The organism is Labrys sp. (in: a-proteobacteria), assembly GCF_047605565.1.
GTDB classification, from domain to species: Bacteria; Pseudomonadota; Alphaproteobacteria; order Rhizobiales; family Labraceae; genus Labrys; species Labrys neptuniae.
In genome coordinates, this window is sequence record NZ_JASGFM010000002.1 from 181,737 (window position 1) to 201,498 (window position 19,762).

Sequence of the window (19,762 nt, forward strand, 5' to 3'; positions counted from 1 at the left end):
GCTCAGGCGGGTGCCGCTGCGGGCGCCACTTCCGGCGCGTTGATGTCGTCCTTTTCCGGACCGAGGCCGCCCTCGAACTTGGCGACTGCCGACGCCGCCAGCGAGTTGCCGATCACATTGGTGGCGCTGCGGCCCATGTCGAGGAACTGGTCGATGCCGATGATCAGATAGAGCCCCGCATCCGGGATGTTGAACTGGTGCAGCGTCGCCAGGATCACCACCAGCGATGCCTTGGGCACGCCGGCCACGCCCTTGGACGTCAGCATCAGCGTGCCGGCGATGGCAAGCTGGGTGCCGAGCGAGAGTTCCATGCCATAGGCCTGGGCGACGAACAGGGTCGCGAAGGTCGTATAGGCCATGGTGCCGTCGAGGTTGAAGGAATAGCCGAGTGGCAGCACGAAGCTGGCGATGCGCTTGGGGACGCCGAACCGCTCGAGCTGGTCGAGGATCTTGGGATAGGCGGCTTCCGAACTCGCCGTCGAGAAGGCGAGCAGGAAGGGCTCGCGCATGCGCCTGATCAGATTGCCCATGCGGGCACCGAGCAGGAAATAGCCGATGGCGATCAGGAACCCCCACAGGATGAGCAGCGTCAGGTAGAAGCCGCCGAGGAACTTGACGAAGTTCAAGAGCACGCTTGGGCCGGACGTGGTGATGACGGAGGCCACGGCCGCGCAGACGGCCAACGGCGCCAGCGTCATCACATAACCAGTGATGGTCAGCATCATGTGGGCGACGTCATCGGCAAGGTGGACGAGAGGCTTGCCGCGCTCGCCCAGGGCCATGATGGCAACGCCCGCAAACAGCGAGAACACAACGATCTGCAGGATCTCGCCTTCGGCCATCGCCTTGAAGATCGAGGTCGGAACCAGATGTTCGATGAAATTCTTGAAGCTGAAGGAGGCGGTCGCGATATTGGCGGTATTGCCGCTCTGGTCGGCGATCACGATGCCGTGGCCGGGCTGGATGAGATTGGCCATCACCAGGCCGAGCAGCAGCGACACGATCGACGCCGAGATGAACCAGCCCATGGTCTTGGCGCCAACCCGTCCCAAGGTGGCTGCGTCGCCCATGTGGCCGATGCCGACGATCAGGGTCGAAAGCACCAGCGGGCCAATGATCATCTTGATCAGCTTCAGGAAGATCGTGCTGACGAGGGACATGTAGTCGGCGATCGTGGCCGCGGTTTTCTTGTCGGGGAAGGAGTAGAAACAGGCGATACCGATTGCGATGCCCAGCACGAGACCGACCATCACGTAGATGAAGTTCCTATTCAAGTTGACCCCCCTCATTTGACCTAACGGTTGCATCTGGCGGGATGCAGACAAGTGAGATTCCCCTGGGCAAATCATCAGACAAACGACGCTGGAGAGACGCGTATGCCAAAAGTTTGCAACAGATTTGTCATGTTATTGACATAGTTGCACTCCAGCCGGCGGCCCGAGTCAAGCCTTTTCAAAGCGCTTTTGCAGATGTCGACCGACACATTTCCTGCCGAATATTGACAGGGTGTTTTGCTCGAAAAACAGGAGCGTTCATTTTGGTCAACGCGAGGCAGCACCATACCGTCCGCGTGGAAAGGCGCGCGGGAGGCGAGCAGAGCCGATTTGTATATCAGGAATCCTAAAGGCCACCCCGTCATTGCTCCGCTTCATTCGCAATGACGGAACGAGTAAATCAGACGTCATCCGCGTTGGCCCAAGCTTGCGGCGACGGCCCATGCCAAGTCTTTGACACTTCCTACGATGTCTTTGACACGTCCTACGATCGCGGGAAGGCCATGCTTCGACCCGACGTCATCTCCGAGGCTTGGTATCAGCCGATACTCTCGCCGCCGTCGACGACCAGAGCCTGGCCGGTCATGAAGGCGGAACGATCCGAGACCAGGAAGAGAATGGCCTCGGCGATCTCTTCCGCCGTGGCCCAGCGGCCCATCGGGATCTTTTCGCGAACATAGGCCTCGATGGCGGCACGGCCGCCCATCTGGGCAATGAAGGGCTCGTTGAAGGGGGTGTCGACCCAGCCGGGGCACAGGGCGTTCACCCGGACCTTGTGCCGGGCATAGTCGAGTGCCATCTGGCGCGTCATGGCCACCACGGCATGCTTGGAGGTGGCATAGGCGATCATTTCCCGGTCGTAGAACACGCCGGAATTGGAAGCCGTGTTGAGGATGACGCCGCCGCCCGCCGCGATCATCGCCGGCATGGCCAGGCGGGCTGCCAGGAAATGGGCACGCACATTGATGCGCCAGGACGCATCGAATCCATCCAAGCTGACCTCGGTCAGCGGCCCGCCGACCTGGATGCCGGCATGATTGTGCAGGATGTCGATGCGGCCGTGACGGTCGAGCGTGCCGCCGATGAGGCGCTCGACGGCCGCGTCATCCGCCACGTCGGTGGCGACAACATCGGCACGGCCGCCTCGTACGCGGATCATGCTGGCGGTCGCCTCGCCGGCGTCCTTGTCCCGATCGGCAACAATGAGGATGGCGCCCTCGCGCGCCATGGCAAGGGCGCCGGCCTGGCCGATGCCGGAGCCGGAGCCGGTGACGATGGCGATGCGGTTTTCGAGGATCATGGTCATTCACTCAGCAATTGGTGGCGCGAGGGCCGTTATCGGCGCTTGCGCAGCAGGAACTGGGCCAGCAGCACCATCAGCACCGAGGCGACCAGCACGAGCGTGGCGATGGCGTTGATCTCGGGGGTTACGCCGCGGCGGATCGAAGCGAACACATAGATCGGCAGGGTGGTCTGGGGGCCCGCCACGAAGAAGGCCACGATGAAGTCGTCGAAGGAGAAGGTGAAGGACAGCAGGAATCCCGCCAGGATGGCCGGGAAGATCTGCGGCAGCACGATGGAGCGGAAGGTGGTGAAGGGCGTGGCGTAGAGATCGCTCGAAGCCTCCACCAGGTCTCGGCTCAGGCTGCCGAGCCGGGCCCGCACGATCATGGTGACCAGCGCCATTGCGAACAGGCCATGGGCGGCGATGATCGAACCATAGCCGAGGCCGAGCCGGGGCGGGGTCTCGCCCGGCCAGATCGCCGCAAGCAGCGGGTTGGCGAAGGCGAAGACCTGCACCAGCGCCACCAGCGTGGCGATGCCGATGACCACGCCGGGCACCACGATGGCCGCGCCGAAAAGGGCGTCGAAGACGAGGCGGGTCCGTGCTCCCACGCGCGACAGGCCAAGGGCAGCGGCAGTGCCGAACACCGCGGCCAGCAGGGCGCTGCTGGAGGCGACGATCAGGCTGTTGCGCAGGGCTTCGGTGAGGAAGGGGTTGGCGAGCGCGGTGCCGTACCATTTGGTCGAAAAACCGACGATCTCGCTGGCATTGCGGCCGGCGTTGAAGGAGAACAGCACCAAAAGCCCGATGGGCAGATAGAGGAAGGCGAAGACGGCGGTGACGAAGGCTCTCATCAGATCAGGTCCACCTGCCGGGCGCCCGAGACGCGTGCGGTGATACGGTTGGCGATCATGAGCACCACGACCGAGGCGACCACCAGTGTCACGGCGATGGCCGAGCCGAACGGCCAGTTGCGCGATTGCAGGAAGAGGTCGACCAAGGCGTTGCCGATGAAGAACACCTTGCCGCCGCCGAGCAAGGTCGGGATCAGATATTCGCCGAGCAGCAGGATCATCACCAGGCTGAAGCCGGTCATCACCCCGGGCAGGGACAGCGGCAGCGTGACGCCGAAAAAGGTCGAAAAGGGTGTGGCGCCGAGGTCGGCCGAGGCTTCGAGCAGACGGCGATCGAGCCGTTCGAGGCTGACATAGATCGGCAGGATCATCAGCGGCAGGTAGCCATAGACGATGCCGATCAGGACCGAGCCCGGCGTATTGAGCAGCCTGACATCGGGAATGCCGACGAGGTCGAGCAGGGCCGGGATGCCGCGCGAGCCCAGGATGTACATCCAGGCATAGGAGCGCATCAAAAGGCTGGTCCAGAACGGGATGACCACCAGTGCCAGCAGGATCAGCCGCCAGCGCGGCGGTGCCTTGACGGCCAGATAGTAAGCGACGGGATAGGCCACCAGCAGGCAGGCGAAGGCGCCGGCGGGCGCCAGGATCGCGGTGTTCCAGAAGGCGGTGGAGCGTGCGCCGAGATTGGCATATTGCGCGAAGGAGAGTGCGGCCTGGTAGCCGCCTTCCGGCGCCCTTTCGCCGACGCTGAAGACGAGCACGGCGATGAAGGGCAGTACCAGGAAGACCACGAGCCAGGCACTCGCCGGTGCGAGCAGCAGGGTCGTCACGAGTGTGCGGCGGGCGCGTGAGGAGACCACTGGATCGTTTCCGAGGGAAGGATGGAACTGCACTGGCGGAATAGGTTCTCAGCGTGAGGGATGCAGTCATTCCCGGCCGAGCCGCTCGCGAGCGAAGCGAGAGAGGGTGAGAGGAAGGGAATCCAGGGGCAAACACGGCGCCCCTGGCCCCTGGATTCCCTTCCCGCCACCTGCGGTGGCGCCGGGAATGACGGAGCGACCTTACCTCCAGCCATCCTGAGGCGGCCGGTCAGGCCGATTTGAAGCGGGCCATCAGCTCGGCACGTCCCGGATCGGTCAGTGTCGCCGCCGCCCCGAATTCCAGCGGCTTCAGCAGTTCGGCGGCCGGATAGAGAATGGGATTGGAGAGGAAGTCCTTGGGAAGCAGGGCGTTGACGCGCGAATCCGTGCAGGGCGCGCCATTGGCGATGTGCTCCTTCACGGCATTTTCAGGCGTCATCAGATAGTTGAGCAGGGCATAGCCGGCCGGCTTGTTGGGGGCGTCCTTGGGAATGGCGTAGAAATCGGTCCAGATCTCGCCGCCCTCCTTGCCGAGGATGTATTTGATGTGGGGCAGGTCGCGGTTGAGCTGGGCCCCGTCATTGGTCCAGCACATCGTCATCCAGGCATCGTTGGCGCGCATGGGCGGCTGGTAGTCGGAGGACACCGCATAGAGATGCGGCTTGGCCTTGATCAGCAGTTCCTCGGCCTTGGCAAGCTCGTCCTGCTTGAGCGAGTTGAAGGAATAGCCGAAATATTTCAGGGCATTGCCGATGGTGGTGAGCTGGTAGTCATGCACCATGGTGCGGTTGGAACCCTCGGCCATGGCGGTGTCCCAGAAATCCTTCCAGCTTGCCAGCGGCTTGGTGAGCTTCTGGGTATTCACCGCAAAGCCTGTGGTGCCCCAATTCTTCGGCACGGCATAGACCGTGCCGTCGACGGTGCCTTCGGCCGTGAAGCGGGCATCCTCGGTCGAGGCGCTGTAGGCCGGCAGCTTGGCAAGGTCGATGGCGTCGATGAGGCTGAGCTTCTTGTAGGTGGAAATGGTGTAGTTGGTCGGCACGAACAGGCTCCAGCCGGTGGCGCCGGCCTGGAGCTTGGCCAGCATCTCCTCGTTGGAGCCGAAGACATTGACCTCGACGGCGACGCCCGTCGCCTTGGTGAAATTCACGAAGGTCTGCGGGTCGTGATAATTGGGCCAGGTGGCGATCGACATCTTGTCGCCGAGTTCGCCGGCCGCGTAGGCGGGGGCGGGCAGCAGGCCGTTCTCGCGGCCGAGCACGGCCATCGCCAAGCCGAGGCCGGTGGCGCCGAGGAAATGGCGACGGCTGATCGAGCCTTTGCGATAGCGCAGGAGTTGGTCGACAAAGCCCTGGGCCGAGATTGGCAGGTCGTCGCGATAGGATTTCGACATGGCTCATTTCCCTCTGGTAGCGTCGCTTTTTGCGGCTTTTCAGGTCGTTCAGGCGGCGAAGGCGAGTGGAGCACCCGGTGCGAAACCGACCGAGACGCTATCGCCCGGCCCCTTGAGGCCGGGACCGTGTGCCAGGTGGTCGGCCGCGACCAGGATGGTTCCGACATCCCGGATCTCGATGGCGTATTCGGCGGTCGAACCGAGAAAGATGCGGTTGTGCACGGTACCCTGCAGCCTCGGTCCGTCACCGGTCTCCAGCCGCATAGCTTCGGGGCGGATGCTCACGCGGGCCGCCTGGCCGGGTCGTAGTGGCATGTGGGTCCGGGCCTGAAGCGTAGTGCCGTCGGCCAGCACGATGCTGGCCGCCTTGCCCTCTGCTGCGGTGACCTTGCCGTCGAGGAAATTGGACTTTCCGACGAAATCGGCGACGAAGAGATCGGCCGGATCGTCATAGATCTGGCTGGGAGCCCCGGTCTGGACGACACGGCCCTTGTTCATCACGCAGACGAGGTCGCTCATCGACAGCGCCTCTTCCTGGTCGTGGGTGACCAGCACGAAGGTGATGCCGAGGGACCGCTGCAAATTCTGCAGTTCGAGCTGCATCTCGGTGCGCAGCTTCTTGTCGAGCGCGGCGAGTGGCTCGTCGAGCAGCAGCACGGCAGGCTTGTTGACCAGGGCACGCGCCAGGGCGACGCGCTGCTGCTGGCCGCCGGAGAGCTCGTGGATGCGCCGGCGGCCATAGCCGGAGAGACGCACCATGGCGAGCGCCTCGTCGACGCGCCGGGCGATCTCCGAACCGGCCAGGCGCGGGCGGGCCTGGCGCAGGCCATAGGCGATGTTGTCGCCGACGCTCAGATGCGGAAACAGGGCATATTGCTGGAAGACCATGTTGACCGGGCGGCGAAAAGGGGGCGTGCCGGCCATGTCCTGGCCGCGGATCAACACCTGCCCGCTGCTCGGCTGCTCGAAGCCGCCGATCATACGCAGGCAGGTGGTCTTGCCGCAGCCCGAGGGGCCGAGCAACGCGACAAAGGCACCGTTGGGGATGGCAAGGTCGATGCCATGAACCGCGATGACCTCACCGTAGCGCTTGGCGACGGCGCGAAATTCGATATCGGGCGAGGTCGTGTCGTTCATCCGCGCTTGTCCCCTCGATCGGTGCCGAGCCGTTTCGTTCTGGCCGGTTCGTTCTTGCTTTTCGGCCCTCGGCGAAGAGAAAGCTAGCAGAGCCGATTTCCTCTCGTATATACCTATCCGGGGGTATATGCTGCATGTTTGTTCATCACAGGGGGTAGAAATCGGCAGCTCCAGGCATAATTTGGCGGCATCCACGGCGCTGGCGGAGGCGATAAAAGTGGCGGGCCACGCTGGGCCGGGCGAGTTCGAGCGTGCCCTGCTGGCCTGGCTCGGCCTGCATGCGCGCTTCGATCACAGCGTGGTGTTCGCCTATCGCGGTTCGGCGCGGCCGCCGATGCTGTACGAGACCTTCTCGCCTGCCGAGAGCCATGTCTTCGTCGCCCTCTACCAGGACGGCGCCTATCTGCTCGATCCCTTCCACCGGGCTGCGATCGGGGGATGCGAGGGCTTCCGTCGCATGCGCGAGCTGGCGCCCGACCGTTTCTACACCAGCGAGTATTTCCGCTCCTATTACAGCCAGACCGGGCTGGCGGAGGAGGTCGGCTTCTTCGTGCAGCTTCCCGAACAGACCTCGGTGGTCTGGTCCCTGATGCGCCTGGCCGCCTCCGGCCCGTTCGGCACGGCGGAGGTGCGCGGCCTGCGCGACCTGGCCCCGATCGTCCTCGCGCTCTGTGCCCAGCATTGGCGCGACCTGCCGGAGTTCGGCGAGGCCGGCAGCCGGGTGACGACCTTGCCGCTGCCGGGCAGCGATCTCGACCGGGCTCGGCTCTGGGCCAGCCAGTCGCTGACGGCGCGGGAGGGAGAAATCGTCAATCTGGTGCTGCAGGGGCATTCGTCGGATTCGATCAGCCGCCTGCTTCATATCTCGACGGGCACGGTGAAGGTCCATCGCCGCAACATCCGCCACAAGCTCGGCATCCATTCCCAGGCCGGCCTGTTCGCCCGTTTCCTCTCGCTTCTGAACGAGACGGGGTAGGTCCGATGCGGCTCATCTCAGAAGGAAACACTGCGAATTGTCATAGCCGGGCTTGACCCGGCTATCCAGAAGCTCGGGGCTGGATTGCCGGGTCGAGCCCGGCAATGACAAAGGTCGTGCAAATCCGAAGAGCTTAGTGAACTGCATTGGGGTTATGCCCGCTGCTAGGCTTGCCATTCGATCGAGGCTTCGCCGCGATGCAGGGCGTCCGCCTCGGCGGTGAAGCCGCCGTCCTCATCATGCAGGATCAGCGGCGGCAGCAGGAGGAAGGGCGCACGCGAGCCCTTGATTGCACGGATGAGCAGGCGGGCGGCCGGCAGGCCGACGCGCGGCTGCACGGGCTTGACCCGGATGTCGCCGAAGCGGCGGTCGAGGCTTGCCAGAAGCCGGGGCAGGGCGTCGGCCCGGTGGATGAGGGTGAGGCTGCCCTTGGCGCGCAGGAGGACGAGGGCACAGAGGATCCAGGCCTCCTCGTCGGCCTGGCCGTGCACATGCGCGCCGGCACGATAGGCGTCGGGCGCCGGGCGAATCGTGCCCGGAAGATGGAAAGGCGGATTCATGATGACGTGGTCGGCCGTGCCGGGCAGCAGGAGCCCCTCCTTCGACGGCCTTTGCGTGACGTCGGCCTCGAGTGTGGTTACGCGTTCTGCAAGGCCGTTGCGTGCTGCATTCTCGACCGCCAGTGCTGCGATGGCCGGATCGATCTCGACCAGGACGAGGCGGCATTGCGGGCAACGGACGGCAAGGCCGAGGCCGGCGGCGCCGATCCCCGCGCCGAGGTCGTAGACGGTTTCTCCTGCAGAGGGCGAGAGGCAGGCCGAAAGCAGGGCCGCGTCGGTTCCGACACGATGACCGCTGGCGGGTTGGGCGATTTCGAGCCGGCCGCCCAGAAAGGCCGAGAGCGTGGTCCCGGCCGCGGTCCCAGTCGTAGGCTTGGTCACGGCGTGCGCAGCTCCTTGCCGAGGCCGGCTTCGGTCAGCCGCTGGCGTGCCAGCACGCTCTGGTCGGTATCGACCAGGATGCGGCGCTGGATCATGCCGAGCGAGCCTTCCAGTACGCTCATATGGGTGTCGAGCACGAGATGGACGACGCCCGCCTCGGTCAGCAAGGCCTCGATATAGGAGATCAGCACGGGATCATTGGTACGAACGATTTCTTCCATGCCGCAATCGTTGCGATTATCGCAACAATTGCAACGAGCTTGTTGGCGCGACAACAGCAAGCTTGTATGCGGGGCTGCGCATTTCTATGGTGCCGGCAAAACGGAGTGCATGTATTGGGCGTCGTTGTCGCATTCGAGGACAAATCCGGGTCGCAAGGCTCGCTTCAGCCGATCGTCGACCTGACCAAGGCGGATATGGCCCGGGTCAACACCACCATCCTGTCGCGGACGGGATCGGAGGTGACGATGATTCCGGAAGTCGCCAACCATCTGATTTCCTCCGGAGGCAAGCGCCTGCGCCCGATTCTGACCCTGGCGACTGCGCAGCTCGCGCGCTACCAGGGCGACGGCCATGTCAAGCTTGCGGCCTCGGTGGAGTTCATGCATACGGCCACGCTCTTGCACGACGACGTCGTCGACGAAAGCGACATGCGGCGTGGCAAGCCGGCCGCCCGCATGCTGTGGGGCAATGAGGCGAGCGTTCTGGTTGGCGATTTCCTGCTCGGCCAGGCTTTCAAGATGATGGTGGAGGTCGGCTCGCTCAAGGCGCTCGATATCCTCTCGACCGCTGCGACCGTCATCGCCGAAGGCGAAGTGGCCCAGCTCGCCGCCGCCAAGAACACGGCGACCACCGAGGACGAGTATCTGGCGGTGATTCGCGGCAAGACCGCGGAGCTCTTTGCGGCCGCCTGCGAAGTCGGCCCGGTTCTGGCCGAGCGCCCCAAGGACGAGCAGGCCGCCTGCCGCTCCTTCGGCATGAATCTCGGCATCGCCTTCCAGCTCGTCGACGATGCGTTGGATTATGGTGGTTCGGACGCCAAGCTCGGCAAGAATGTCGGAGACGACTTCCGCGAGGGCAAGATCACCCTGCCGGTGGTGCTGGCCTTCCGGCGCGGCAACGAAGCGGAGCGCGATTTCTGGCGCCGGACGCTGGAGCGCGGCGAGATCGCGGAGGCCGACCTCGAGCATGCCATCGGCCTGATGCGCCGCCACAAGACGCTGGAAGACACCATCGAGCGCGCCCGCCACTACGGCGCCATGGCCAAGGACGCCCTGGCGCTTTTCGCCGACAGCCCGATGAAATCAGCCCTGGTCGATGTGGTGGAGTTCTGTATCGGCCGCGCTCACTGAGCCCGGTCGGCCGCTTTCCGGCCGGATGCGGAACTCTCCACGCGTAATGCGGACGGTTCGAGGCCGTCCAAAGCGTTTTGCGATTTGGCGGAACCACCAAGAATCGCAAAGACGCGTCGAAACAATGAGTTAGAGAAAAGCAGCGGTTACGTATAAACGCGCTTTGCTCTAAGGAAGCAAGCCCATGGCTGATCTCTTCGACGTTTCCGTACCGGTTTTCCTGCGCTATCTCACCAATCTCGACGCGATCCTCGACAAGACGGCCGAGCATCTGCAGCTCCAGGGCACGGAGCAGGCGGAGGTCCTCAATCTCGCTTTGCAACCGAACATGTTCCCCTTGAAGTGGCAGGTTCGCATCGCGCTCGGCTTCTCCATCCGGGCCATCAATCCGGTGCTGCAGCAGCCGATCATGCTCGATGACGGCCCGATCGAATCGATCGAAGATATCCGCCTCCTGCTGGGAAACACCATTGCCCGGCTGAGGAACGTCTCACGGCGCGATTTTGCCGGCGGGGAAGCGAGGCTGGTGCGGGAAAAGGCCGGCCAGGCCGTGTTCGAGGCCAAGGCCGTGGACTTCGTCACCCAATATGCCCTGCCGAACTTCTTCTTTCATCTCGGCATGGCCTATTCGCTGCTCCGCCTCGCCGGCTGCCCGATCGGCAAGGGCGATTTCGACGGCTTTCATCAATATGAAGCAGGCGTCAATCTGGTGCGGGAGGTGCAGCCGGAACCCAGGCCGCTGATCCAGCGGCTGCCTGGTTGAAGCGTAGGTGCTTGGCTTCGAAGGGAGCGCGAGCCCTTCGTCAAAGTGCGGTGATCAGCTTTCTGAGCAGGCTATCGAGGGTTTCCTGCTCGGCCTGCGTCAGCACCGACAGCAGCCGCTGCTCATTGGCAACATGGCGCGCAATGGTCTCATCGATCACGATCTTGCCGGCCTCGGTAAGGGCGATCAGCTTGCCGCGACGGTCATTGGGATCGGGACGCCTCTCGACCAGGCCGGCGCGCTCCAGCCGGTCGAGGCGATTGGTCATGCCACCCGAGGAGATCATCGCCGCTTCGTAGAGGCGGGTCGGCGACAGCATGTAGGGCTCGCCCGAACGCCTCAGCGTGGCCAGCACGTCGAACTCGCCCGGCTGCAGGCCTGCGGTGGCGAAGAGCGGGTTCATATGGTCGCGCAGCACCCGTTCGGAGGCATCGGACAGGCGGCCGAATACCGCCATCGGTAAGGAGGGAAGGTCGGGTCGCTCGCGAGCCCATTGTTCGACGGCTGTGTCGGCGCGGTCCATCGGCAGGTTCTCTTAGCACAAAGTATCTTGACATTAAGATACTTTGTGCTTACTAACATCACAGCGAGACAATAAATCAACTCGCCCATTCGGTGAAGGAGGAAGTGATGGCCAAGATGATTTTCTTGAATCTGCCGGTGCGCGATCTTGCCGCCGCGACCGCATTCTATGTCGCCCTGGGCGGCGAGGTGAACCCGCAATTTTCCGACGAGCAGACCAAATCGGTGATGCTCTCCGACGCGATCGTGGTGATGCTGCTCACCCACGAACGCTATGGACAGTTCACCCAGCGCCCGATCGGCGATGCGCGCCAGTGGAGCCAGGCGCTGATCGCCCTCAATGTCGATACGCGCGATGCGGTGGACGCGACGCTGGCCCGCACCACGCAAGCGGGCGGAAAGGCCGACCCCAACCCGGCGCAGGATCACGGCTTCATGGTCAGCCGCAGTGTCGAGGATCCCGACGGCAATGTCTGGGAAATCGTGTGGATGGATCCCGCGGCGATGGCGCCGCAGGGCTGAGGAGCGAATTCATCACCCTCCCCTCCAGGGGAGGGTGAAACTTGCGCTTGGGCTTCACCTGCATCCAGCAATTTAGGGTGCGTCCTGGGTATGTGCGGCGCGGCCCGCCAGGATGCGCGTTCCCGCAGCCAGGATGATCGCCACCACGATCAGGAGCGCGGCGGTGCCGAATGTTGCCTGCATGCCGAAGGCGACGGCCTCCGGCGGGGCCTTGGCGATATCACCCGTTCCCGCGGCGAAACGGAAGATGGCGCCCATGGCCGAAGCCCCCGTTATCAGGCCCAGATTGCGCGACAAATTGACGAGGCCTGATGTCACGCCTCGCCGGTCCGCTGGGATACTGGCCATGGCGGCGGTGTTGTTGGCGGCCTGGAAAAGCTGGTAGCCCGGCGTGAGGATGACGATGCCGGCAATATAGCCCGCGACGCCGAATGCCGGGCCCATTGTAGACAGGACGATGGCTCCGACCGCCATCTCGGTCAGGCCGATGAGGATCAGGCGAGGCGCACCCAGGCGATCGACGATGCGTCCGGCAAAGACCCCGCTCAGGATGGAAAGGACGGGGCCGATCGCCATCACCGCGCCGATTTCAGCCTCGTCGAGAGCGTAGACGCCGGACAGGTAGAATGGCCCGACGACGAAGGTCGTCATCATTACCGTGGCGACCAGGGCGCTCGTCGCCAAATTGGCGCTCAGCCCCTCGCTGCGGAAGGCGGCCAATTGGATCAGGGGTGAGCTGATACGTGCCTCGACCAGCAGGAAAAGGGCGCCGCCGATGACGGTTGCCAGCAGTAGGCTCGCACCGGTCCAGGCGGGAGCGCTGCGCCCCGTGGTCATGGCCAGGGCGTAGGCAGCGAGCGTTGCGGCGAGCAGGAATGTGCCGAGGCTGTCGAATCTGTTGCGGGCATCCCGGGATTTGCCGCCATCCTCGCGCAGGAAGCGACGAGAAAGATAGAGGGCCAGGAGGCCCAAAGGGATATTGAGAAGAAAGATGCTCCGCCAGCCGAAGGCGGAAATCATGAGGCCTCCGAGCGATGGCCCCAGGGCGGTGCCGACGGCCGACATCGTGCCGAGCAGCCCCATGGCACTGCCGGTCCTTTCCCTCGGAACGGCTTCGCCGATAATAGCCATGCCGAGAGCCGCCATGATGGCGGCGCCGAGGCCCTGTGCAGCGCGCGCCGCGACCAGCAGCCCGAAGGTCGGCGCTACCGCGCAGCAAGCCGAAGCCAATGTAAACAGCAAGAGACCCGACAGCAGCAGCCTTCGCCGCCCGACGATGTCCCCCAATCGCCCGACGCTGACGACCAGGGTGGTCATCGCCAGCAGATAGGCCAGCACGATCCACTGCACCTGCTCGAATGAGGCCGAGAACGCCGCGGCCAAAGTCGGCAAGGCGACATTGGCGATGCTGGTGCCCAGGGAGGACAGCAGGATGCAGAGGCTGAGGCAGGCGAGGGCCCCGTGGAACGGAGGCGTGGGTTTTTCATGCACCCGTCCATCATCTCTCGTCGCTGATTTCGGCATGGATTGCGTCTTCCGTCGGTTCGAAGGGGGAACCGCTGAAAGATAGGCCTGTGCCTGATATGGCGGAATGCGCATCATTTGCACTTCATTGGTGCATCGAACGCCATGCCATAATTACCCTTGGATGCTATGATCGGTCCATGACGCTGCCCGATTTCAATCTTCTCATCACGCTCGACGTCCTGCTGGCGGAAGGCAGTGTCGCTCGAGCGGCCCGTCGTCTCAGGCTCAGCCCCTCGGCGATGAGCCGAGCCCTGGCCCGATTGCGGGACACGACCGGCGATCCGCTGCTCGTTCGCGCCGGCCGCGGCCTCGTACCGACACCGCGGGCTTTGGAACTGCGCGAAAACGTCGGCCAACTCGTCCAGGCGGTCGAAAGCGTCCTTCGTCCGGTGGAAGCGCTCGACCTGAAAAAGCTCACGAGAACCTTCACCCTGCGCAACAGGGAAGGTTTCGTCGAGAATTTCGGACCTGATCTCATCGCTTATGCCCGCGAACAGGCGCCGGGGGTCACGCTGCGCTTCGTGCCGAAAGCCGACAAGGACAGCACGCCTCTGCGCGACGGCAGTGTGGATCTGGAGACGGGTGTGATCGGCGACTCGATGGGGCCGGAAGTGCGCGCGCAGGCCCTGTTTCGCGATCGTTTCGTCGGTGTCGTCAGGATGGGCCATCCTCTGAGCGGGGCTCCGATCACGCCGGCCCGCTATGCACAGGCAAGCCATGTCCTGATCTCACGCCGAGCCCTCTATAGGGGGCCGGCCGATGGCAGGCTCGAAGCCCTCGGTCTCGAGCCGAACATCGCGACGATCGTCAGCAGCTTTTCCGAAGCGCTGGCCCTGGCCCGCTCGACCGACCTGGTCGCCACGGTGCCCGAACGTTCGACCGGCCGCCTGCGCGCCGGCCTGTTCTGCTTCCCGCTGCCGTTTCCCCTGGCGGAGATCACGATCTCTCTGCTCTGGCACCCGCGGCTCGATGCCGATCCGGCCCATCGCTGGTTGAGGGACTGCGTCCGGAAGGTCTGCACCGAGCAACTGGCCGGCTAGGTAGGCGCGTTTCTTCCGGGATCGCAGGCATCCCAGTGAACGGTGTTTTATGGCGCCATCGCCGGCTTCAGGCCGGACAGCAGCTTGGCGAGGCCGGGGTCGTCCACGATGATGGAAGCGTCGCCCAGACCCATCCATTGCACACGGCGCTGGGTCTGTTCCTTCCAGGCCGGCAACATGCCGGTGACGCGCAAGGGATAGACATTCACCTTGATCAGTTCGAAGCGATCGGTCAGGCGCTTCCAATAGACGAAGGAGCCGAGCGCCTTCTTGCGTGGCTTGCCGGTTACACCGGCCTCCTGCTCGGCCTCGATGCGGGCGGCGACATGATCCTTGCGGCCCTTGATCGGCCAGCCCTTCGGCACGGTCCAGCGATGGGTGGTACGGGTGGTCACCAGGCAGACCTCGATGCGGCCGTCCTTTTCGCGCAGCGGCAAGGCCGCAACCTGGCGGCGCGTCGGATTGGGCAGGATGTCGATGGCGATACTCGGCATGGTACTCTCACGCTCTTGATTGGAGCAAAGGCTCCTACGCGACTGACTTGCCGATATCCTCGCTCAAATACCGCTATGCCGGCGTGACATGGCGCACGTGGTGGGCAAGTCTCCAGACTCGCCTTTTTCAAGGTGTTTGACGCGATCGAGTCAGGTCTGATCGTCGAGGTCGCGCTGCCCCTCACCTTACCTCTCCCCGTAAGGACGGGGCGAGGGGGCTTTGACGTCGAATCATATTCGGGAAATCTTTCATCTCGCACGACGGTTGGGCGAGATGAATGCTCCGAGAACCAGTCACAACGCTTGCGCCTCCTCGCCCCGTCCTTACGGGGAGAGGTAAGGTGAGGGGCGGCGCCATCCAGCGTATTTATGGACTATTTTACAAACCTCTCTCGGTTCGTTCCAAACACCTTGAAAGGGGTGGTCATCAGACCCGCCCCCCGCGGATTGGATCGCAGCCTGGCATCACTCCTCGGCCGGCAGCACCTGCTTGCGCTTGCCGATGAGAGCCAGGATCGCGGCGCCCTTCACGGCAAGGGCCAGGACCAGCGTGATCACGATGATCAGGAAGGCGGCCGCCGCGATGGCCGGGCTGATGTTCTCCCTGAGCGAGGAGAACATCTGCCGTGCCAGCGTGGTCTGGTTGGGGCCGGCGACGAAGAGGGTGATCACCACCTCGTCGAGCGAGGTGGCGAAGGCGAAGGCCGCACCGGTGAGGATGCCGGGCAAGGCGAGCGGGAAGGTCACGGCCCGGAACACCGTGCCGGGTGAAGCGCCGAGGCTCGCCGCCGCCCGTTCCAGAGCCGGATCGATGCTGGCGAGCGAGCCGGAGACGTTGACCAGCACGAAGGGCACGCACAAGACGGCATGGGCGATGATCACGCCGGCATAGGAGGAGGCGAGGCCGAGCCTTGCATAGAGGATCTGCATGCCGACGCCGAGCACTACCGCCGGCACCACCATGGGCAGCAGGAAGATCGAGCGCAGAATGCCCGAGAACGGCACCAGATTGCGCCTGAGGCCGAGGGCAGCGAGCGTGCCGACCACGGTGGACAGCACCGTCGCGCCGGTGCCCACGATCATCGAGTTGACGATCGAGCGCTGCCAGGCGTCGCTGGTGGCGAGCGTGTCGAACCAGCGCGTCGAGGGCCCCGTCATCGGGTAGGTCAGGAAGACACTGTCGGTGAAGGCCAGCGGCAGGATCGCCGCCAGCGGGACGACCAGGAACGCCACGATCAAGGCGCCGAAGGCAAGGCGCAGGGCGTTGAAGGAGCTCTTGCCCAATCCCGTCATGTCTGCACCATCGGCGTGCGCGAGAGCCGTCCATAGACCAGATAGAGCACTGTGGTCGGCACCAGAAGGAAGATGCCGAGCGCCCCGGCCATGCCCCAATTGGCGGTGCCGGTGGCATAGAAGGCGATCACCGAGGAGATCATCTGTTCGTTCGGGCCGCCGACCAAGGCCGGGGTGATGTAGTAGCCGAGCGCCACCATGAAGACGAGGAGCGAGCCCGAGAGCACCCCCGGCATCGCCAGCGGCAGCAGGACGTGCCGCATGGCCCGCAGTGGCGGGGCGCCGAGCGAGGCGGCGGCCGGCATCAGGTTGCGCGGGATGGCGACGAGGCTGGCATAGATCGGCAGCACCATGAAGGGCAGCAGCACATGCGTCATGGCGATGAGGATGCCGGTGCGGTTGTAGATCAGCGGCAGCGAGGCATCGATCAGGCCGAGGGCCTTCAGCGTCTGGTTGATCAGCCCGTTCTCCTGCAGCAGGATCATCCAGGCGGCGGTACGCACCAGGAGCGAGGTCCACAGCGGCAGCAGCACCGCAAGCAGCAGGAGATTGCGCTTCCAGCCGGAGACGCTGGCGGCCAGCATGGCGAAGGGCAGGCCGATGGCGACGCAGAGCAGCGTGACCTGCAGGGCGATCATGAAGGTCCGCAGCATGATCATGCGGTTCACGGCCATATCCGGCGGCACATTGGCGATACTGCCGTCATCGGCCCGCTTGAGATCGACGGCGGCCAGCAGGTTGGCGTCCGTATAGGCCGGCATCGAGCGCCTCAGCGCCAGCCAGAAGGCGGGCTGGTTCCAGCGGGGATCGATGGTGGCGAGGGCAGGCGGGCTGTTCTCGGGCGCGTTGCGGATGGCGGTCGCGGTCTTGGGCAGCAGCGTGCGGAAGCCTGCCTGCTGGCTGTTGAGGGCGCGCACGGCATCGCCGAACTGCTCCTGGGGGATGACCGTCCTCAGATCCTTGGCGAGCGCGGCCTGGACCTCGGGCGGCGGCAGGCCTTCGCCCTGCCAGCCGGCGATCGCCTCGGCCGTCTGCGGGAAGGCGTGCCGAACGGTGCCACCCTGCACGGAGGTGACGATCATCATGCCGAGCGGCCAGAGGAAGAAGATGCCGAGGAAGGCGATGAGGGGCAGCACCAGGAGAGCGGCCTTGAGCCGCGGGGCCGCCGTCATGGCAGGACCAGCGTGCAGTCGTCGGGCGCGAAACCGACATGGGCATCGGAGCCGATGGGGCGGCTCGCCTCGCGCCGGTCGGCCTTGGCCACCAGGCGTCGCTCGCCGCTCTTGAGATGCAGGCGGACGTGATCGCCGTGATAGACGTCGTCCTCGACGCGAACAGGCAGCGTATTGGCCAGGGCCGGCGCGTCGCTCAGATGCAGCCTTTCGGGCCGCACGGAGACCAGCACCGGTGCACTCGGCTTGGGCGAGAGTTCTGTGCGGCAGGAGACAGTCGGCCCCAGGGCCAACTCGACGGTGGCGAGGCCGTCCGAGCAGGACTTCAGGGTGCCGTCGAGCAGGTTGGTCTCGCCGATGAACTCGGCGACGAAGCGCGTGCGCGGGCGGTCATAGAGGCCGGAGGGCGTGTCGAGCTGCTCGATCTTGCCGAGATTGAGCACGGCGACCCGGTCCGACATGGTCAGGGCCTCGCCCTGGTCATGCGTGACGAAGATCACGGTGAGGCCAAGTTTGCGGTGGAGCTCGCGGATCTCGAGCTGCATGTGCTCACGCAACTGCTTGTCGAGAGCGCTGAGCGGCTCGTCCATCAGCACGACCTTGGGCTCGTAGACGAGGGCGCGCGAGAGGGCGATGCGCTGCTGCTGGCCGCCCGAAAGCTGGGAAGGCCTGCGGTCCTTGAGATGGCCGAGGCGGACCAGGTCGAGCGCCCTGGTCACCCGGGCGTCGCGCTCGGCCCGGCCGATCCCGCGCATCTTGAGCGGGAAGGCGACGTTCTCGGCAATGGTCATGTGCGGAAACAGGGCGTAGTTCTGGAAGACCACGCCCATGTTGCGCTTGTAGGAGGGCAGGGTCTCCACCCGCGTGCCGTCGACGAGCAGGGCGCCGCTGCTGGGTGCCTCGAAGCCGGCCAGCATCATCAGGAGGGTGGTCTTGCCGGACCCGGAAGGGCCGAGCAGGCTGACGAATTCGCCCTGGCCGACATGGAAGTCGAGATTGTCGACCACCTTCATCGTGCCGAAGGATTTGCTGACACCGTCGAAGTGAATGAACGAGTCCATCGGATCCGAAAAGCTCCTTCCAGGTGCGGGCCTTGGGACGTTGGAATGAGCGATGCCCGGGCGGACATCGAGACACAACCCAGCCGGCATTAACGCAGCCTTGTCATGCCCGGGCTCGACCCGGGCATCCAGTGCCTCGCCTCAACCTTGAAAGCGATCCTGGATTGCCGGGTCAAGCCCCGGCAATGACAAAGGTCGGTATTTGGGGCGGGAGAATGCCGTCGGACGGCTATTGCCCCAGCCAGGCGTTGAAGCGCTTGGTCAGGTCCTCGATGTTGTCGTTCCAGAATTCGGTGTCGATGGAAACCGAATCCGTCATGTTGGCCGGCGAGGTCGGCAGGTCGACGGCAAGGTCGGCAGGCACCGCGGCGGCGGCAGCCTTGCTCGGCAGGCCGTAGGCGATGTCCTGCGGCAGCTTGGACTGGTTCTCCGGCAGGCTGGCGAAGGCGATGAAATCCATCGCCGCATCCTTGTTCGGGCTGCCCTTGAGGATGACCCAGCTGTCGACGGCATAGATCGAGCCCGGCCACACGCCCTTGAAATGCGTGCCTTCGGTCTTGTTGATGCCGGTGATGCGGCCATTATAGGCCGAGGTCATCACCACCTGGCCCGACTTCAGGAGCTGGAGCGGCTGGGCCCCCGATTCCCACCAGACCATGTCGCCCTTGATCTCGCCGAGCTTCTTGAAGGCGCGGTCGACACCTTCGGGCGTGCGCAGCACGGTGTAGACGTCCTTGGGGGCGACACCATCGGCCATCAGCGCGAATTCGAGGGCATATTTCGGGCCGCGGCGTAGCGCGCGCTTGCCCGGGAACTTCTTGGTGTCCCAGAAATCGGCCCAGGATTTCGGCGCTTCCTTCAGCTTGTCGCTGTCATAGGCGAGCTGGGTCGACCAGACGATGGCGCCCACGCCGCAATCGCTGACGGCGCTGTCGATGAACTTGTCCTTGCCGCCCAGTTTGTTCCAGTCGAGCGGCTCGTAGATGCCGTCTGCACAGCCGATCGCCAGTTCCTCGGCCTCGACCTGCACGGCGTCCCAATTGGGCGTGCCGGCCTTGACCTTGGCCTGCAGCACGCCGATGCCGCCGTCCCAGGCCTCATCGAGCACCGGCTTGCCGGTCTTCTCGGAGAAGGGCTTGAAATAGATCTTGCGCTGGGCGTCCTGGTAGTTCCCGCCCCAGGATACCACGGTCAGGTCGCGCGCCGAGGCGCTGGCGACGCCGGCAAGGGCGGTACCCAAGGCAATGCCGGAGGCAAGAAGGAGGTGTCTGAAGCGCATAGCGGTCTTCCCCA

At 64.5% G+C, this 19,762-nt stretch carries 20 protein-coding genes; 5 read left to right on the forward strand and 15 right to left on the reverse strand.

Annotated elements, in window-relative coordinates; genetic code table 11:
- Nucleotides 1–2 precede the first annotated feature (2 nt).
- The 6 genes from QM672_RS02950 to QM672_RS02975 form a co-directional block, all read right to left on the reverse strand.
- Nucleotides 3–1,289, reverse strand: coding sequence for a dicarboxylate/amino acid:cation symporter (locus QM672_RS02950; RefSeq protein ID WP_376717754.1), 1,287 nt, complete (start codon nucleotides 1,287–1,289; stop codon nucleotides 3–5).
- 523 nt (nucleotides 1,290–1,812) lie between these two features.
- Complete coding sequence (locus QM672_RS02955) at nucleotides 1,813–2,574, reverse strand: SDR family NAD(P)-dependent oxidoreductase (protein WP_415080730.1); 762 nt, start codon at nucleotides 2,572–2,574, stop codon at nucleotides 1,813–1,815.
- Between the two features lie 35 nt (nucleotides 2,575–2,609).
- On the reverse strand, nucleotides 2,610–3,413 hold the full coding sequence (locus QM672_RS02960; RefSeq protein WP_311943168.1) for an ABC transporter permease: 804 nt from the start codon (nucleotides 3,411–3,413) through the stop codon (nucleotides 2,610–2,612).
- Nucleotides 3,413–4,276, reverse strand: a complete 864-nt coding sequence (locus QM672_RS02965) for an ABC transporter permease (RefSeq protein WP_394311820.1) — start codon at nucleotides 4,274–4,276, stop codon at nucleotides 3,413–3,415. The genes QM672_RS02960 and QM672_RS02965 overlap by 1 nt, the downstream gene beginning before the upstream one ends.
- A gap of 229 nt (nucleotides 4,277–4,505) precedes the next feature.
- Nucleotides 4,506–5,669 carry a spermidine/putrescine ABC transporter substrate-binding protein gene (locus tag QM672_RS02970; protein ID WP_311943164.1) on the reverse strand — a complete coding sequence of 388 codons (1,164 nt, stop codon included), beginning with the start codon at nucleotides 5,667–5,669 and terminating at the stop codon, nucleotides 4,506–4,508.
- 48 nt (nucleotides 5,670–5,717) lie between these two features.
- Nucleotides 5,718–6,806: an ABC transporter ATP-binding protein gene (locus tag QM672_RS02975; protein WP_311943162.1), complete on the reverse strand. Its 1,089-nt coding sequence runs from the start codon at nucleotides 6,804–6,806 to the stop codon at nucleotides 5,718–5,720.
- A gap of 217 nt (nucleotides 6,807–7,023) precedes the next feature.
- Here QM672_RS02975 and QM672_RS02980 point away from each other — a divergent pair, with 217 nt between their 5' ends.
- On the forward strand, nucleotides 7,024–7,782 hold the full coding sequence (locus tag QM672_RS02980; RefSeq protein ID WP_367627065.1) for a helix-turn-helix transcriptional regulator: 759 nt from the start codon (nucleotides 7,024–7,026) through the stop codon (nucleotides 7,780–7,782).
- A gap of 164 nt (nucleotides 7,783–7,946) precedes the next feature.
- On the opposite strand, the gene QM672_RS02985 is transcribed toward QM672_RS02980, so the two are convergent.
- Nucleotides 7,947–8,723 carry a tRNA1(Val) (adenine(37)-N6)-methyltransferase gene (locus QM672_RS02985; RefSeq protein ID WP_415080568.1) on the reverse strand — a complete coding sequence of 259 codons (777 nt, stop codon included), beginning with the start codon at nucleotides 8,721–8,723 and terminating at the stop codon, nucleotides 7,947–7,949.
- Nucleotides 8,720–8,944 carry a DUF2007 domain-containing protein gene (locus tag QM672_RS02990; RefSeq protein ID WP_311943155.1) on the reverse strand — a complete coding sequence of 75 codons (225 nt, stop codon included), beginning with the start codon at nucleotides 8,942–8,944 and terminating at the stop codon, nucleotides 8,720–8,722. Before QM672_RS02990 ends, QM672_RS02985 begins: the two co-directional genes overlap by 4 nt.
- Before the next feature lie 114 nt (nucleotides 8,945–9,058).
- Between QM672_RS02990 and QM672_RS02995 the strand changes: the two genes are divergently transcribed.
- Both QM672_RS02995 and QM672_RS03000 read left to right on the forward strand, forming a co-directional pair.
- The gene (locus QM672_RS02995) at nucleotides 9,059–10,075 is read left to right on the forward strand and encodes a polyprenyl synthetase family protein (RefSeq protein WP_311943153.1); all 1,017 of its coding nucleotides are present in this window, start codon (nucleotides 9,059–9,061) and stop codon (nucleotides 10,073–10,075) included.
- A 184-nt stretch (nucleotides 10,076–10,259) separates the two neighbouring features.
- Nucleotides 10,260–10,838, forward strand: a complete 579-nt coding sequence (locus tag QM672_RS03000) for a DUF1993 domain-containing protein (protein WP_311943150.1) — start codon at nucleotides 10,260–10,262, stop codon at nucleotides 10,836–10,838.
- Nucleotides 10,839–10,878: 40 nt separating this feature from the next.
- Here QM672_RS03000 and QM672_RS03005 read toward each other — a convergent pair whose 3' ends face one another.
- Nucleotides 10,879–11,361 carry a MarR family winged helix-turn-helix transcriptional regulator gene (locus QM672_RS03005; protein ID WP_367626634.1) on the reverse strand — a complete coding sequence of 161 codons (483 nt, stop codon included), beginning with the start codon at nucleotides 11,359–11,361 and terminating at the stop codon, nucleotides 10,879–10,881.
- 107 nt (nucleotides 11,362–11,468) lie between these two features.
- Here QM672_RS03005 and QM672_RS03010 point away from each other — a divergent pair, with 107 nt between their 5' ends.
- The gene (locus QM672_RS03010) at nucleotides 11,469–11,882 is read left to right on the forward strand and encodes a VOC family protein (protein ID WP_367626633.1); all 414 of its coding nucleotides are present in this window, start codon (nucleotides 11,469–11,471) and stop codon (nucleotides 11,880–11,882) included.
- Nucleotides 11,883–11,954: 72 nt separating this feature from the next.
- Here the strand turns inward: QM672_RS03010 and QM672_RS03015 are convergent, their stop codons facing one another.
- A complete protein-coding gene (locus QM672_RS03015) occupies nucleotides 11,955–13,406 on the reverse strand; it encodes an MFS transporter (protein WP_415080569.1) in 1,452 nt (483 codons plus the stop codon).
- Between the two features lie 140 nt (nucleotides 13,407–13,546).
- On the opposite strand from QM672_RS03015, the gene QM672_RS03020 reads away from it, so the two are divergent.
- Nucleotides 13,547–14,449 carry a LysR family transcriptional regulator gene (locus tag QM672_RS03020; protein ID WP_367626631.1) on the forward strand — a complete coding sequence of 301 codons (903 nt, stop codon included), beginning with the start codon at nucleotides 13,547–13,549 and terminating at the stop codon, nucleotides 14,447–14,449.
- 47 nt (nucleotides 14,450–14,496) lie between these two features.
- On the opposite strand, the gene QM672_RS03025 is transcribed toward QM672_RS03020, so the two are convergent.
- The 5 genes from QM672_RS03025 to QM672_RS03045 all read right to left on the reverse strand — a co-directional run bounded on the left by QM672_RS03025 (nucleotide 14,497) and on the right by QM672_RS03045 (nucleotide 19,748).
- A complete protein-coding gene (locus QM672_RS03025) occupies nucleotides 14,497–14,943 on the reverse strand; it encodes an NUDIX hydrolase (protein ID WP_311943140.1) in 447 nt (148 codons plus the stop codon).
- A 465-nt stretch (nucleotides 14,944–15,408) separates the two neighbouring features.
- Entirely contained in the window at nucleotides 15,409–16,236 is an 828-nt protein-coding gene (locus tag QM672_RS03030) for an ABC transporter permease (RefSeq protein ID WP_415080570.1), read from the reverse strand.
- Complete coding sequence (locus QM672_RS03035; protein ID WP_415080571.1) at nucleotides 16,233–17,408, reverse strand: ABC transporter permease; 1,176 nt, start codon at nucleotides 17,406–17,408, stop codon at nucleotides 16,233–16,235. Before QM672_RS03035 ends, QM672_RS03030 begins: the two co-directional genes overlap by 4 nt.
- Nucleotides 17,405–18,469, reverse strand: a complete 1,065-nt coding sequence (locus QM672_RS03040) for an ABC transporter ATP-binding protein (protein ID WP_415080572.1) — start codon at nucleotides 18,467–18,469, stop codon at nucleotides 17,405–17,407. The genes QM672_RS03035 and QM672_RS03040 overlap by 4 nt, the downstream gene beginning before the upstream one ends.
- Before the next feature lie 229 nt (nucleotides 18,470–18,698).
- The gene (locus QM672_RS03045) at nucleotides 18,699–19,748 is read right to left on the reverse strand and encodes an ABC transporter substrate-binding protein (protein ID WP_149251732.1); all 1,050 of its coding nucleotides are present in this window, start codon (nucleotides 19,746–19,748) and stop codon (nucleotides 18,699–18,701) included.
- Nucleotides 19,749–19,762 lie beyond the last annotated feature (14 nt).

Excerpts from the sequence above, each read along its gene's own strand:
- QM672_RS02950 (WP_376717754.1), bottom strand. The coding sequence starts at position 1,289 with ATGAGGGGGGTCAACTTGAATAGGAACTTCATCTACGTGATGGTCGGT.
- QM672_RS02955 (WP_415080730.1), bottom strand. The coding sequence starts at position 2,574 with ATGATCCTCGAAAACCGCATCGCCATCGTCACCGGCTCCGGCTCCGGC.
- QM672_RS02960 (WP_311943168.1), bottom strand. The coding sequence starts at position 3,413 with ATGAGAGCCTTCGTCACCGCCGTCTTCGCCTTCCTCTATCTGCCCATC.
- QM672_RS02970 (WP_311943164.1), bottom strand. The coding sequence starts at position 5,669 with ATGTCGAAATCCTATCGCGACGACCTGCCAATCTCGGCCCAGGGCTTT.
- QM672_RS02975 (WP_311943162.1), bottom strand. The coding sequence starts at position 6,806 with ATGAACGACACGACCTCGCCCGATATCGAATTTCGCGCCGTCGCCAAG.
- QM672_RS02990 (WP_311943155.1), bottom strand. The coding sequence starts at position 8,944 with ATGGAAGAAATCGTTCGTACCAATGATCCCGTGCTGATCTCCTATATC.
- QM672_RS03000 (WP_311943150.1), top strand. The coding sequence starts at position 10,260 with ATGGCTGATCTCTTCGACGTTTCCGTACCGGTTTTCCTGCGCTATCTC.
- QM672_RS03005 (WP_367626634.1), bottom strand. The coding sequence starts at position 11,361 with ATGGACCGCGCCGACACAGCCGTCGAACAATGGGCTCGCGAGCGACCC.
- QM672_RS03010 (WP_367626633.1), top strand. The coding sequence starts at position 11,469 with ATGGCCAAGATGATTTTCTTGAATCTGCCGGTGCGCGATCTTGCCGCC.
- QM672_RS03015 (WP_415080569.1), bottom strand. The coding sequence starts at position 13,406 with ATGCCGAAATCAGCGACGAGAGATGATGGACGGGTGCATGAAAAACCC.
- QM672_RS03020 (WP_367626631.1), top strand. The coding sequence starts at position 13,547 with ATGACGCTGCCCGATTTCAATCTTCTCATCACGCTCGACGTCCTGCTG.
- QM672_RS03025 (WP_311943140.1), bottom strand. The coding sequence starts at position 14,943 with ATGCCGAGTATCGCCATCGACATCCTGCCCAATCCGACGCGCCGCCAG.
- QM672_RS03030 (WP_415080570.1), bottom strand. The coding sequence starts at position 16,236 with ATGACGGGATTGGGCAAGAGCTCCTTCAACGCCCTGCGCCTTGCCTTC.
- QM672_RS03035 (WP_415080571.1), bottom strand. The coding sequence starts at position 17,408 with ATGACGGCGGCCCCGCGGCTCAAGGCCGCTCTCCTGGTGCTGCCCCTC.
- QM672_RS03040 (WP_415080572.1), bottom strand. The coding sequence starts at position 18,469 with ATGGACTCGTTCATTCACTTCGACGGTGTCAGCAAATCCTTCGGCACG.
- QM672_RS03045 (WP_149251732.1), bottom strand. The coding sequence starts at position 19,748 with ATGCGCTTCAGACACCTCCTTCTTGCCTCCGGCATTGCCTTGGGTACC.